Source organism: Hydrogenophaga pseudoflava (assembly GCF_031020795.1).
In the GTDB taxonomy this organism is placed as follows: Bacteria; Pseudomonadota; Gammaproteobacteria; order Burkholderiales; family Burkholderiaceae_C; genus Hydrogenophaga; species Hydrogenophaga pseudoflava_A.
In genome coordinates, this window is the sequence record NZ_JAVHJP010000003.1 from 1 (window position 1) to 12,714 (window position 12,714).

The window sequence follows — 12,714 nt, forward strand, 5'->3', positions numbered from 1 at the left end:
AGCTTGCCCAGCTTGGCGGCCAGCTCGGGCTTGTTCTTCTTCTCGCCCACGTTCAGGCGGCAGTTCTCCAGCAGCACCACCTCGCCGGGCCCCACGGCAAAGCCACCGTCCACCCAGCCGGACACCAGGCGCACCTCGATGCCCAGCAGTTCGGACAGGCGCCGCGCCACAGGCGCCAGCGAGTCCTCGGGTTTGAACTCACCTTCGGTCGGGCGGCCGAGGTGCGAAGTCACCATCACCGCGGCCCCGGCGTCCAGCGCCATGCGGATGGCCGGGATCGAGGCGCGGATGCGCGTGTCTTCGGTGATCTCGCCCGCGTCGTTTTGCGGCACGTTCAGATCGGCGCGGATGAAGACGCGTTTGCCGCGGGCAAAGCCGCTGCGGCACACGTCGCTGAATCGGAGGCATTTCATGGCGGGCTCCCGGTTCAGTTCGCGCCCACGTGTTGCACGAAGCGCATCATGTTGCAGGTGTAGCCGTACTCGTTGTCGTACCAGCTCACGACCTTCACGAAGCTCTTGTCCAGCGCGATGCCCGCGTCGGCGTCGAAGATGGACGGCATGGCACAGCCGCGGAAGTCGGTGGAGACCACCTTGTCACTGGTGTAGCCCAGCACGCCCTTGAGTTCACCTTCGGACGCCGCCTTCATGGCCGCGCAGATGTCGTCGTAGCTGGCCTCGGCGTTCAGTTCGACCGTCAGGTCCACCACCGACACGTCGGAGGTCGGCACGCGGAAGGCCATGCCGGTGAGCTTCTTGTTCAGCGCGGGCAGCACCACGCCCACGGCCTTGGCCGCGCCGGTGCTGCTGGGGATGATGTTTTCCAGAATGCCGCGGCCGCCGCGCCAGTCCTTGCTCGACGGGCCGTCCACCGTCTTCTGCGTGGCGGTGGCCGCGTGCACCGTGGTCATCAGGCCGCGCTTGATGCCGAAGCGGTCGTTCAGCACCTTGGCCACCGGGGCCAGGCAGTTGGTGGTGCAGGACGCCGCCGACACGATGGCCTCGCCCGCGTAGGTGGCGTGGTTCACACCGTAGACGAACATGGGCGTGTCGTCCTTGGACGGCGCCGACTGCACCACCTTCTTCGCGCCCGCGTCGATGTGCTTCTGGCAGCTGTCCTTGGTCAGGAAGAAGCCGGTGGATTCGACGACCACGTCGGCGCCCACCTCGTTCCACCGCAGGTTCGCCGGGTCCTTCTCGGCCGTCAGGCGGATCTTCCTGCCATTGACCACGAGGTGGTTCCCGTCCACGGCCACGCTGCCCTTGAAGCGGCCGTGCACCGAGTCGTGCTGCAGCATGTAGGCCAGGTAGTCGGGCTCCAGCAGGTCGTTGATCGCGACCACCTCGATGTCCTTGAATTCCGCTTCCTGCGCCACCGCGCGGAACACCATGCGGCCGATGCGGCCAAAGCCGTTGATGCCAATCTTGAGGCTCATGTCTTTTGTCTCCGGATGAAAGAAAAAAAGGCGTTCAGGCGGCCTCGGCGCCTGCGCGCAAAGTGAGCCAGGTGGTCAACGCCGAAAGGTCGGGGATCACGCGGTCGGGGCCGCAGGCCTCGATCGGCTCGCCCATGTTGTAGCCATAGGGCAGAGCCCAGACGGCGATGCCGGCGTTGCGCGCCGTGGCCACGTCGATGGAGGAATCGCCCACGAACAGGGCCCGCTCGCGCGCCACGCCGAAGCGCTGCAGGCAGTCGTGCACCGCGGCCGGGTCGGGCTTCTTCACCAGCAGCGTGTCGCCACTGACCACCCGGTGAAACAGCGGCGTGAGACCGTGCACGTCGAGCACGGTCTGCGTGTAGCGCCCTTCCTTGTTGGTCACCACGGCCAGCTTCACACCCGCGGCGCGCAGCGCTTCGAGGCTTTCGCGCACCTTGGGGTAGAGGTGGCTGCGGGTGCCGCAGCGCGCCTGGTAGTGGCGGCCGAAATCCGCCTCGATGGGGCCGAAGGCCTCGGACGCCCGCACCTCCTCCGGCGGAATGTCCACGGCCTGGGCCAGGGCCTTGATCAGCAGCTCGCGCGTGCCGTGCCCGATCCAGTGATTCACCTGCTGCAGCGGCACGGGCGCATGGCCCAGCGCAGTCAGCGTGTCGTTGACCGCATCCGCAATCTCGGGGGCGGTCTCCACCAGGGTGCCGTCGAGGTCGAACAGCACCAGATCAAACGGGCGGGCCATCACGCCAGCAGCCCTTTGACCGCGGCCGTCACCGCTTCCGCCGTGATGCCGAAGTGTGCGTACAGGTCCTTGGCCGGAGCCGATTCGCCGAAGCTGGCGATGCCCACCACCACGCCGGTGCGGCCCACGTACTTGCGCCAGAAGTCGGGGTGCGCGGCCTCCACCGCCACGGTGGGCAGGGCCAGCGGCAGCACCTGGTCCTGGTAGGCCTCGCTCTGGCGGTCGAACACGCTGGTGCTGGGCATGGAGACCACGCGGGTGCGCAGGCCGTCGGCGGCCAGCGCCTTCTGCGCCGCCAGCGCGATCTCGATCTCCGAGCCGGTGGCCACGATCACCGCCTGCGGCTGCTCCATCTCCGACAGGATGTAGCCGCCCTTGCAGATGTCGCCGGCCAAGATCTGCGCGGTCACTCGCGGCAGGTTCTGGCGCGACAGACACAACGCGCTCGGCCCGTCGCGGCGTTCGATGGCGCAGGCCCAGGCCACCGCCGTCTCCAGCCCGTCGGCCGGGCGCCACACATCCAGACCGGGGATGAGGCGCAGGCTCGGCACGTGCTCCACCGACTGGTGGGTCGGCCCGTCTTCGCCCAGGCCGATGGAGTCGTGCGTGAACACGTGGACCACCCGCTGCTTCATCAGCGCGGCCATGCGGATCGCGTTGCGGCTGTAGTCGCTGAACGTGAGGAAGGTGCCACCGTAGGGGATGTAGCCGCCGTGCAGGGCGATGCCGTTCATGATGGCCGCCATGCCGAACTCGCGCACGCCGTAGCTCAGGTGGTTGCCCCACACATCGCGGCCGGCTTTGATGCAGCCCTTGAAGTTGGTCAGGTTGGAGCCGGTCAGGTCGGCGCTGCCACCGAAGAACTCGGGCAGCAGCGGCGCCAGCGCATCGAGTGCGTTCTGGCTGGCCTTGCGCGTGGCCACCGGGTCGGCCTTGGCGCTGATGGACTCGAACAACGCCGGCAGGCGGACTTCGAAGTCGTGCGGCAACTCGCCGGCCATGCGGCGCTCGAACTCGGCGGCCTCGGTGGGGTAATCGGTGCGGTAGGCCTCGAAGCGCTGGCGCCAGGCGCGCTCGGCCGCGGCGCCGCGCTCGCGGGCGTTCCACGCATCGGCGACTTCGGCCGGGATCTCGAACGGTGCCGCCGTCCAGCCCAGCGCGTCGCGCGTGGCCTGCACCTCGGCCGCACCGAGGGCGGCGCCGTGCACGTCGTGCGTGCCGGCCTTGTTGGGTGAGCCCATGCCGATCACGGTCTTGCAGCAGATCAGCGTGGGCTTGCCGTCGGCGCGCGCGCCCTGCTGCTTCGCGGCCACCAGCGCGGCCTCGATGGCCGCGGGGTCGTGGCCGTCCACGTTGGGGATCACGTGCCAGCCGTAGGCCTCGAAACGTTGGGGCGTGTCGTCGGTGAACCAGCCCTCGACGTGGCCGTCGATGGAGATGCCGTTGTCGTCGTAGAAGGCCACCAGCTTCGAGAGGCGCAGCGTGCCGGCCAGCGCGCAGGCCTCGTGGCTGATGCCTTCCATCATGCAGCCGTCGCCCAGGAAGACGTGGGTGAAGTGGTCGACGATGGTGTGGCCCGGGCGGTTGAACTCCTGCGCCAGCAGCTTCTCGGCCAGCGCCATGCCCACCGCGTTGCTGATGCCCTGGCCCAGCGGGCCAGTGGTCGTTTCCACACCGGGCGTGACGCCCACTTCGGGGTGGCCCGCGGTCTTGCTGTGCAGCTGGCGGAAGTTCTGCAGCTCGCTCATCGGCAGGTCGTAGCCGGTCAGGTGCAGCAGCGCATAGATCAGCATGGAGCCGTGGCCGTTGGACAGCACGAAGCGGTCGCGGTCGGGCCAGAGCGGGTTGGCCGGATTGTGCTGGAGGTGCCGGTTCCACAGCACCTCGGCGATGTCGGCCATGCCCATGGGCGCGCCAGGGTGACCGCTCCTGGCCTTTTCCACCGCGTCGACAGCGAGCATGCGGATGGCGTTGGCCATCTGGCGGGCGAATTCGGGCGTCGGGGTGTTCATGGTGTGTCTCCTTGTTCTTTTCAACCCAGACCGAGAGCGCGCTTCTTGCGCTCCATCATTCGCCAGATGAAGGGTGTGAAGATGAGTTGCATGGCGATCTCCATCTTCCCGCCGGGCACGACGATGGTGTTGGCGCGGCTCATCCACGAGCCGTTGATCATGGACAGCAGGTACTGGAAGTCGATGCCCTTGGGCTTGGCGAAGCGGATCACCACCATGCTCTCGTCGGCGCTGGGAATGTCGCGCGCGATGAAGGGGTTGGACGTGTCCACCACCGGGATGCGCTGGAAGTTCACGTGCGTCAGGCCGAACTGCGGCACGATGTAGTTCACGTAGTCGGGCATGCGGCGCAGGATGGTGTCCACCACCGCTTCCTGGCTGTAGCCGCGCTGGGTCTTGTCGCGGATCAGCTTCTGGATCCACTCCAGGTTGATCGAGGGCACGACGCCGATGAGCAGGTCGGGGTAGCGCGCGATGTCCACGGTGTCGGTCTTCACCGCACCATGCAGGCCTTCGTAGAACAGCAGGTCGGTGCCGGAGGGAATGTCTTCCCAGGGCGTGAAGGTGCCGGGCTCCTGCTGGTAGGGCGCGGCCTCTTCGGCGTTGTGCAGGTACTTGCGGCACTTGCCGGTGCCGTCGGTGGCGTACTGGCGGAACAGCGCCTCGATTTCGGGAAACAGGTTGCCGTCGGCACCGAAGTGGCTGAAGTGCCGGTTGCCCTTGGCCTCTTCTTCGGCCATGAGCTTCTTCATGGCCTTGCGGTCGTAGCGGTGGAAGCTGTCGCCTTCGATGACGGCGGCGGTCAGTTCCTCGCGGCGGAAGATGTTCTGGAAGGTGCGCGTCACCGTCGAGGTGCCCGCGCCGCTGGAGCCCGTGATCGCGATGATGGGGTGTCGTTCTGACATGGCTTGTCTCCGGAGATGAAAAATGCGGGGCGGCGCTCAGGCGCGGAAGAGGCTTCGCTCGGCGAACAGCGGGTTGTCGTCCTTGTAGGCGACCGGTTCGTGGTGGTAGCGCTCGATGCGCTCGACCTCGTTCTTGCTGCCGAACACCAGGCCGATGCGCTGGTGCAGCGATGTCGGCTGCACGGTGAGCATGGGTTCGCGGCCGGTGCTGGCGCGGCCGCCGGCCTGTTCCATGATCATGGCGATGGGGTTGGCCTCGTACAGCAGGCGCAGGCGGCCCGGCTTGCTGGCGTCCTTGGTGTCGCGCGGGTACATGAAGACGCCGCCGCGCATGAGGATGCGGTGCGCCTCGGCCACCATGGACGCGATCCAGCGCATGTTGAAGTCCTTGCCGCGCGGGCCGGTCTTGCCGGCCAGGCACTCGTCCACATAGCGCTTCACGGGCGCCTCCCAGAAGCGCGTGTTCGAGGCGTTGATCGCGAACTCCTGCGTGTCCTCGGGCACCTTGAGCTGAGGGTGGGTCAGCATGAACTGGCCCAGGTTCGGGTCCAGCGTGAAGCCCGCCACGCCGTTGCCCACCGTGAGCACCAGCATGGTGGTGGGGCCGTAGAGCGCGTAGCCCGCGGCCATCTGCTGTGTGCCGGGCTGCAGGAAGTCGGCCTCGACCACGTCGCGGCCGGAGTCGATCACGTCCTGCGGCGCACGCAGGATGGAGAAGATCGAGCCCACGGTCACGTTCACGTCGATGTTGCTGGAGCCGTCCAGAGGGTCGAACACCATCAGGTACTTGCCGCGCTGCTGCGTTTCGGGGATCTGGTAGGGGTGGTCCATCTCTTCGGACGCCATGCCCGCGAGGTGGCCGCCCCACTCCGTCATCTGGGTGAAGTACTCGTTGCTGATCACATCGAGCTTCTTCTGCACCTCGCCTTGCACGTTGACCCCAGTGCTCACCTCGGGCTCGGCCCCGGGGTTGCCCAGCACGCCGCCGAGTTCACCGAAGGCGACCGAGCGCGCGATGGCCTTGCAGGCCAGGGCCACGTCCAGCAGCAGGGCGTTGAAGTCGCCGCTGGCGCCGGGAAAGCGGCGGCGTTGTTCGATCAGGTATTGCGTGAGCGTGAAGCGGCGGCGCGTGGTCATGGCGGGGACTTTCGGGGGTTTCAGGAATTCGAGGCTTGGGCGGCGTTCTGGCGAAGCTGGCGCATCACGTTGCGGTAGCCGCCGTCGTTGTCGGGCGCGCCGAACACGGCGCTGCCGGCCACCAGGGTGTCGGCCCCGGCGGCCACGATCTCGGCGATGTTGTCGACCTTCACGCCGCCGTCCACTTCGAGCCAGATGTCGCGGCCGGTCTCGGTCTTCACCGCGTCGATGCGGCGGCGCGCGTTGCGCAGCTTGCCCAGTGTGGACGGGATGAACTTCTGGCCGCCGAAACCGGGGTTCACGCTCATCAGCAGCACCAGGTCCAGCTTGTCCATCACATGGTCCATGTGGGCCAGCGGCGTGGCCGGGTTGAACACCAGGCCGGCCTTGCAGCCGTGGTCGCGGATCAGCTGCAGCGTGCGGTCCACGTGGCGGCTGGCCTCGGGGTGGAAGCTGATGAGGTTGGCGCCGGCCTTGGCGAACAGCGGGATCAGCGCGTCCACCGGCTCGACCATCAGGTGCACGTCGATGCCGATCTTCACGTGCGGACGGATCGCCTCGCACACCAGCGGCCCGATGGTGAGGTTGGGCACGTAGTGGTTGTCCATCACGTCGAAGTGCACCAAGTCGGCGCCGGCGGCTTCGATGGCGCGCACCTCCTCACCCAGGCGGGCGAAGTCGGCCGAGAGGATGGAAGGGGCGATGCGGATGGCGGACATGGTGGGCGGTCGGACGGTGGCGGGGGAGGGAATCACAGGGCGTGCCTCACTGGGCATGCCACTCGCGCAGCCGCGGCACGCTGACCTGGGTCAGGTCGGTCACGGTGCGCAGCGCGCCCTTGAAGTCGTGGTGGGCGGTGAAGCGGTTGGGCGTGATCACCGTCTTCAGGCCGGCGGCCGTCGCGGCGCGCAGGCCGTTGGACGAATCCTCGAAGGCCACGCAGTCGGCGGCGCGCATGCCCAGGTCCGCCAGCACCTTCATGTAGACCTGCGGGTGCGGCTTCTTCAGCGGCGCGTTGCTGGCGTCGCCGATGGACAGGAAGTGGCTGCGCCAGTCCGGGCCGATGGCGGTGCGCAGCAGGGCCGCGATGTTGACGGGCGAGGTGGTGGTGGCGATCGCCAGCTGCAGACCCTGGGCGCGCGCCTCGCTCATCAGCGCCAGCACGCCGGGCCGCAGGGTCACGGCGCCCTGGTTCACCGCGCTCTCGTAGTACGCGGTCTTGACCTCGTGCAGCCGGGCCACCAGGTCCTTCACCGCACCGGCGTCGACCTCCTTGTGGTCGGGGTTCACGCTCTGCCAGTAGTGCATCAGGCGCTCGCGCCCGCCGGAGATGTCCAGCAGGCGGATGTACTCGTCCACCCCCCAGCGCCAGTCCAGCCCTTCCTGGCGGAAGGCGTGGTTGAAGGCTTCGAGGTGCAGGCCTTCGGTGTCGGCCAGCGTGCCGTCAACGTCGAAGATCAGGGCCTTGAGCATGTCCGTTCACCTTTTCATGCAATGGGATTGGCGGGGTGAGACGGACTGTAGGTAGCAATTCAAATAAGGTAAATTCACATATCATTGACTTTCACTTAAGCAATTACTGAATGAAGAACGCCACCTTCCGGCAGCTGCGGGTGTTCAACGAGGTGGCCCGCCACCTCAGCTTTGCGCGCGCGGCCGAGGCCCTGCACCTGACGCCGCCCGCGGTCACCATGCAGATCAAGGAACTGGAGGGGCATGTGGGCCTGCCGCTGTTCGAGCGCTCGGGCCGGCAGGTGGCCCTGACCACGGCGGGCGAGTACATGCTGGTCTACGCGCGCAAGGTGCTGGCCACGCTCAAGGACGCCGAGGACACCGCCGCGCGCCTCAAGCAGGTGGAGGCCGGGCAGCTCACCATCGGCATGGTCAGCACCGCCAAGTACTTCCTGCCGCCGCTGCTGGCGCAGTTCCAGCACGAGCACCCGGGCGTCGAGATCCGGCTGGAGGTGGGCAACCGCGAGCAGCTGGTGAAGATGCTGCAGGGCAACGAGGTGGACATCGCCATCATGGGCCGGCCACCCAAGGAGCTGGCCACGCGCACCGAGCCCTTCGCGGCGCACCCGCACGTGTTCGTGGCGCCGGTCGACCACCCGCTGATGCGCGTGGGCCACCCCACGGTGGAGAGCCTGCAGCCCTATGGCTTCATCCTGCGCGAGCCGGGCTCGGGCACCCGTGCGGCGATGGAAAAATTCCTGGAGAAGTCGCGCATGGAGCCGCGCGTGGTGATGGAGATGGGCAGCAACGAGACCATCAAGCAGGCGGTGATGGCCGGCATGGGCATCAGCTTCCTCTCGCTGCACACCCTGGGTCTCGAACTGGAACACGGCCTGATCGCCATCCTCGACGTGGAGGGCACGCCCATCGTGCGCGCCTGGAACGTGGTGCACACACTGTCCAAGCTGCTCTCTCCCTCGGCCGAGGCCTTCCGCTACTTCATGCTCGAACACGCCGAGAAGCACCTGGCCGACAAGTACGGCCGCTACCTCCGGCTGCTGCCGGCCGGCTGAGCGCGGCGCCTCAGAGCGGTTCGACGCGCGAGAGGTCGGGCTTCTCCAGCCACTGCGCGAATTCGTCGGCCAGTTGTTCGGCCGCCGCCGTGGCGCCGTTCCACACCTTCATGCGGCCCGCCAGGTCCTGGCCGAAGCGGGTGAAGTCGCTGCGGTCGGGCAGCTTGCCTTCGGGCAGCGTGCACAACCAGCCAGGGTCGGGCGCGATCACCAGCATGCGGTCCAGCGCGTGGCTGGACAGGTGGCGCCGCTTCCAGGCCTTGTCCAGCCAGCCCGGCACCACCGCCTGCTGGAAATGCGGGTAGAGCACGATGGGCGCCGCCTCGGGCGTGCGGTAGTGCAGGTGCAGGTGGTAGTCGGTGATGCCGCCGTCCCAGTAGGCGCCGGCCGGCGCGCCCGGGATGTGCTGGACCGGCCGCAGCACGAAGGGGATGGAGCAGCTGGCCTGAAGCGCCGGCATGAAGTTGTCGGCGCTGAGCGGAATCTGGCGGGTGCGGAAGTCGTGCGTGGCGAACGGCAGCGCCGCCGCCTGGCCCGACGGGGCCGACGGGGCCGAGGAGAACACCACGCGCTCCAGCCAGGCGCCCAGCGCCTTGCGGCCCACCGCGTTGCTGACGAAGGCACCCAGGTAGCCCAGCGGCGTGCGCAAGGCGCCGTCGCGCGCCAGCACGTGGCGCCCGCGCGAGGCCACGATGTGCAGGCGGTAGCGCGGGTGCGTCAGCACCTCGTTCACACGGCCGCCATAGAAGCGCTGTAAGTTGCTCGCGAACTGCCCGCTGATCTGGTCGGGCGTGGCGCGCTTCTTTCCGGGCGGCAGCTCGAAATGCTGGGCGATGTATTCGCGCTGCAGATGCATCAGCGCCGCGGCCGGGTCGCGCAGGCAGGCGGTGGCCATGCGCCAGGCGCCGATGGACGCGCCCACCAGATCGACGGGCTGCGCGCTCTGCGCCAGCCACCGGCCGAAGATGAAGCGGTCCAGCGGACCGAGGATCAACCCCTTGGGGCCACCCGCCGCGGCGGGAATGGCGCCGACGTGCTGCGGGCCCAGGCCCTGCTCGCGCAGGTGGCGAAGGGCCGCGGGGCCGGCGTAGAAGCGCAGTGAGGGTGTGGACACGGATTCGGAGGGCACCGGGTTAACCCGGACGCCTTTGACAGCAGAGTGACAGATGGGGCAACTGAAATGCCGATTGGAACCGAAACCCGAGGAGACACGCGCATGCATCGTCGACAGCTCTTGCTCGCCGGGGCGGCCAGCGCCGCCGTTGTCCACCCGCTGCTGCGCGCGCAGGCACCGTCGGGCGTCGCACCGAAGCCGCTGGCGTCCATGCGCATCTACATCCCCGGCGGCGAAGGCGGCGGCTGGGACCAGACCGGCCGCGCGCTCGGCGCGGCCATCCAGGCCGCCGGCCTGGCCGGCAAGGTCGGCTACGAGAACAAGGGCGGCAAGGGCGGCACCATTGGCCTGGCCGACTTCGTGGCCCGCTACAACAGCGACCCGGGCGCCCTGCTGGTCGGTGGCATGGTGATGCTGGGCGCCATCGCGGTCGGCCGTCCCGAGGTGACGCTGGCGCAGGTGAGCCCGGTGGCCCGGCTCACCAACGACTACATGGTGCTGGTGGCGAAGACGGGTTCACAGCCGGCCACCATGGCCGCGCTGGTGGAGGCCATGCGCAAGGACCTGGGCAGCGTGGGCTTCACCGGCGGCTCGGCCGGCGGCGTGGACCACATGCTCGCCGGCATGATCGCCCGCCAGCTGCGGCTGGACGTGACCAAGCTGAAGTACCTGCCCACCGCCAGCGGCCGCGAGGCGACGGCGCTGCTGGACAAGGGGGATGCCCAGGTGGCGATCTCCAGCTACAGCGAGTTCCAGGCCGACATCGAGAAAAAGGCGCTCACGCCACTGGCGATTTCCTCACGCAAGACGCTGTACGGCGTGCCCTCGCTGACCGAACAGGGCGTGAACACCGAGCTGGGCAACTGGCGCGCGGTGTTCGGCCCGGGCCAGGTGGCCGAGGCGGACCGCGAGAACCTGCGGCGCATCGTGGTCGCGGCCACGCAGCACCCGGCCTGGGTGCAGTCGCTTCAGGAGAAGAAGTGGCTCGGTGCGCTGCAGCACGGCAAGGACTTTGCCGACCAGCTCACCATCGAGCAGGCCATCGCCAGCGCGGTGACCATGATGCTGCGCCTCAAGAGCTGAGGCGGCCACGGCGCGGGACTCAGCCCTCGTGCGTGACGGCTTCCTCGCGCGTGAGCGAAGGAATCTCCTCGCCGATCACGATGTCCGGATCGATGCCCAGCACCAGCCCGACCGGGTCGGGGTAGGTGTTGATCAGTGCCTCGCTGCCCAGCGACAGCTCCGCAGCGCGTGCGCGCCAGGACGCGATGTGGATCACACCGGCGATGGGCTCATAGACGTCGTTGTCGAACGGCGCCACCTGGTGCTCGATCGAGTCGATCATCTTCTTGGGGAATTTCCACTCGCGCGCCAGGGCTGCGCCCACGTCGGCGTAGCTGTAGCCGAACAGGCCGCGCTCGGCGCGCGCCCGCTTGAGGTCGAGCATGGGAATGCTGCGGTCCAGGTCGATCATGGCCTCGGGCATGCCCGCGTGCATCACCAGCTCGCCGATGCAGTGCACCAGGCCCGCTGTGAACGCGGTGCTCTCGTCGATGCGGATCGGCAGGGCGAGGTAGCGCGAGAGGTTGGCGCTGTTGAGGCTGTAGCGCCAGAACTGGTTGAGGTTCATGCCACCGACGCTGTGGAAGCCGTCGCCCAGGGCCGCGCCGATCACCAGGGCACGCACCTTGATCAGGCCCATCACGTTGATCGCCTCGCGGGCACTGGTCACCGAACGGTGCAGGCCGAAGAAGGCCGAGTTCGCCATCTTCAGCAGCTTGGCGGTCAGCACCGGGTCGTCCTCGATCAGGGCGGCCGCCTTCATCAGGTCGACGTCGTCCTGCTCGAAGGTTTCCATCAGCTTGCGGACCACCTTGGGGGCAGAAGGCAGGGCGTTGGGCTGCTTGAGGAGTTTTTCGAGCTGCATGGCAGACATCCTTGGTTGGTGAAAAAACCGCCGTTGGTGTGAAGTGATTTCGACGGTATGCGCGCGGACTTGAGGGCCCGCCGGTTCAGGAAACGAAAGCGCCCAGCGCCTGCGAGAAAGACCACTCGGACGGGTCCTTGCCCAGCACGCTGTCCAGGTCGAGCCCAAGGGTCAGGCCCACCATGTCGGGGAAGGTGGCGGCCAGGCCGTTGTCGTCCAGCTGCAGCTCCTGGGCGCGCGCGCGCCAGGACGCCAGGTGCAGCAGGCCGGCCAGCGGGTCGTAGGACTCACCCTCGAACGGGCTGAACTGGTTGGCCAGGGCCGACACCATTTCTTCCGGGAATTGCCACTTCTCGGCCATGCCGGCACCCACTTCGGCGTAGGTGTAGCCCAGGGTGGCCCGTTCGGCGGCGGCGCGGTTGAGGTCCAGCGGCGGGGTGCTGAAGTCCAGCGGCTCCATGCGGTCGGGCATGGCGATGTGCATCACCAGGATGCCGATGGCGTGGATCAGGCCTGCGGTGAAGGCGTTGCCCTGGTTCTGGTGCAGCAGGCCGGCCAGCGACTTGGCGATGTCCGCCGCCTGCAGGCTGTAGCGCCAGAACTGCTTGAGGTCGATGCCGGGCACGCTCTTGAAGCTGCCCCCCAGCGCCGCGGCCATGACCAGCGAACGCACATGGGTCATGCCCAGCAGGGCCACCGCCTCGTCGGCGCTGCCGATCTTGCGGCTGACCCGGAAAAACGCCGAGTTGGACAGGCGCAGCACGCGGGTGGTGAGCGCCGGATCGCGCCCGATCAGTTCCCCCACCCGCCTGGGGCTCGGGTCTTCCTTGTTCATCTCGGCCAGCAGGTCCGAGACGGCGCGCGGCATCGCCGGCAGGGCGCGGGGGTAGTTGAGCAGGGCTTCGAGTTCCATGGTCTGA

13 protein-coding genes are annotated in these 12,714 nt (G+C 68.0%); 2 read left to right on the plus strand and 11 right to left on the minus strand.

Going from position 1 to position 12,714, the window contains the following annotated elements; all coding sequences use genetic code 11:
- From pgk to RCO38_RS09600, 8 genes are all read right to left on the minus strand, one after another.
- Positions 1–413: phosphoglycerate kinase (gene pgk, locus RCO38_RS09565; RefSeq protein ID WP_308328083.1), on the minus strand; the 413-nt coding region annotated here is incomplete at its 3' end.
- Positions 414–427: 14 nt separating this feature from the next.
- Entirely contained in the window at positions 428–1,435 is a 1,008-nt protein-coding gene (gap, locus tag RCO38_RS09570) for a type I glyceraldehyde-3-phosphate dehydrogenase (protein WP_308328084.1), read from the minus strand.
- 34 nt (positions 1,436–1,469) lie between these two features.
- A complete protein-coding gene (gene gph, locus RCO38_RS09575) occupies positions 1,470–2,174 on the minus strand; it encodes a phosphoglycolate phosphatase (RefSeq protein WP_308328085.1) in 705 nt (234 codons plus the stop codon).
- On the minus strand, positions 2,174–4,186 hold the full coding sequence (tkt, locus tag RCO38_RS09580) for a transketolase (protein WP_308328086.1): 2,013 nt from the start codon (positions 4,184–4,186) through the stop codon (positions 2,174–2,176). The genes gph and tkt overlap by 1 nt, the downstream gene beginning before the upstream one ends.
- A 20-nt stretch (positions 4,187–4,206) precedes the next feature.
- Positions 4,207–5,091, minus strand: coding sequence for a phosphoribulokinase (locus tag RCO38_RS09585; RefSeq protein WP_308328087.1), 885 nt, complete (start codon positions 5,089–5,091; stop codon positions 4,207–4,209).
- 36 nt (positions 5,092–5,127) lie between these two features.
- Positions 5,128–6,228: a class 1 fructose-bisphosphatase gene (locus RCO38_RS09590; RefSeq protein ID WP_308328088.1), complete on the minus strand. Its 1,101-nt coding sequence runs from the start codon at positions 6,226–6,228 to the stop codon at positions 5,128–5,130.
- A 20-nt stretch (positions 6,229–6,248) separates the two neighbouring features.
- Entirely contained in the window at positions 6,249–6,947 is a 699-nt protein-coding gene (gene rpe, locus RCO38_RS09595; protein WP_308328089.1) for a ribulose-phosphate 3-epimerase, read from the minus strand.
- Between the two features lie 46 nt (positions 6,948–6,993).
- Entirely contained in the window at positions 6,994–7,701 is a 708-nt protein-coding gene (locus RCO38_RS09600) for an HAD-IA family hydrolase (RefSeq protein WP_308328090.1), read from the minus strand.
- 110 nt (positions 7,702–7,811) lie between these two features.
- Here RCO38_RS09600 and RCO38_RS09605 point away from each other — a divergent pair, with 110 nt between their 5' ends.
- The gene (locus RCO38_RS09605) at positions 7,812–8,753 is read left to right on the plus strand and encodes a LysR family transcriptional regulator (protein WP_308328091.1); all 942 of its coding nucleotides are present in this window, start codon (positions 7,812–7,814) and stop codon (positions 8,751–8,753) included.
- Positions 8,754–8,763: 10 nt separating this feature from the next.
- On the opposite strand, the gene RCO38_RS09610 is transcribed toward RCO38_RS09605, so the two are convergent.
- Positions 8,764–9,867: a patatin-like phospholipase family protein gene (locus RCO38_RS09610; RefSeq protein ID WP_308328092.1), complete on the minus strand. Its 1,104-nt coding sequence runs from the start codon at positions 9,865–9,867 to the stop codon at positions 8,764–8,766.
- Between the two features lie 102 nt (positions 9,868–9,969).
- Between RCO38_RS09610 and RCO38_RS09615 the strand changes: the two genes are divergently transcribed.
- Positions 9,970–10,950 carry a Bug family tripartite tricarboxylate transporter substrate binding protein gene (locus RCO38_RS09615; protein ID WP_308328093.1) on the plus strand — a complete coding sequence of 327 codons (981 nt, stop codon included), beginning with the start codon at positions 9,970–9,972 and terminating at the stop codon, positions 10,948–10,950.
- A 19-nt stretch (positions 10,951–10,969) separates the two neighbouring features.
- On the opposite strand, the gene RCO38_RS09620 is transcribed toward RCO38_RS09615, so the two are convergent.
- Positions 10,970–11,794, minus strand: a complete 825-nt coding sequence (locus tag RCO38_RS09620; protein ID WP_308328094.1) for an HDOD domain-containing protein — start codon at positions 11,792–11,794, stop codon at positions 10,970–10,972.
- An 85-nt stretch (positions 11,795–11,879) separates the two neighbouring features.
- Positions 11,880–12,707 carry an HDOD domain-containing protein gene (locus tag RCO38_RS09625; RefSeq protein WP_308328095.1) on the minus strand — a complete coding sequence of 276 codons (828 nt, stop codon included), beginning with the start codon at positions 12,705–12,707 and terminating at the stop codon, positions 11,880–11,882.
- Positions 12,708–12,714: the final 7 nt, after the last annotated feature.

What these genes read in the sequence shown, in the direction of transcription:
- gap (WP_308328084.1), bottom strand. Translation starts at nt 1,435, where the DNA reads ATGAGCCTCAAGATTGGCATCAACGGCTTTGGCCGCATCGGCCGCATG.
- gph (WP_308328085.1), bottom strand. Translation starts at nt 2,174, where the DNA reads ATGGCCCGCCCGTTTGATCTGGTGCTGTTCGACCTCGACGGCACCCTG.
- tkt (WP_308328086.1), bottom strand. Translation starts at nt 4,186, where the DNA reads ATGAACACCCCGACGCCCGAATTCGCCCGCCAGATGGCCAACGCCATC.
- RCO38_RS09585 (WP_308328087.1), bottom strand. Translation starts at nt 5,091, where the DNA reads ATGTCAGAACGACACCCCATCATCGCGATCACGGGCTCCAGCGGCGCG.
- RCO38_RS09590 (WP_308328088.1), bottom strand. Translation starts at nt 6,228, where the DNA reads ATGACCACGCGCCGCCGCTTCACGCTCACGCAATACCTGATCGAACAA.
- rpe (WP_308328089.1), bottom strand. Translation starts at nt 6,947, where the DNA reads ATGTCCGCCATCCGCATCGCCCCTTCCATCCTCTCGGCCGACTTCGCC.
- RCO38_RS09600 (WP_308328090.1), bottom strand. Translation starts at nt 7,701, where the DNA reads ATGCTCAAGGCCCTGATCTTCGACGTTGACGGCACGCTGGCCGACACC.
- RCO38_RS09605 (WP_308328091.1), top strand. Translation starts at nt 7,812, where the DNA reads ATGAAGAACGCCACCTTCCGGCAGCTGCGGGTGTTCAACGAGGTGGCC.
- RCO38_RS09615 (WP_308328093.1), top strand. Translation starts at nt 9,970, where the DNA reads ATGCATCGTCGACAGCTCTTGCTCGCCGGGGCGGCCAGCGCCGCCGTT.
- RCO38_RS09620 (WP_308328094.1), bottom strand. Translation starts at nt 11,794, where the DNA reads ATGCAGCTCGAAAAACTCCTCAAGCAGCCCAACGCCCTGCCTTCTGCC.
- RCO38_RS09625 (WP_308328095.1), bottom strand. Translation starts at nt 12,707, where the DNA reads ATGGAACTCGAAGCCCTGCTCAACTACCCCCGCGCCCTGCCGGCGATG.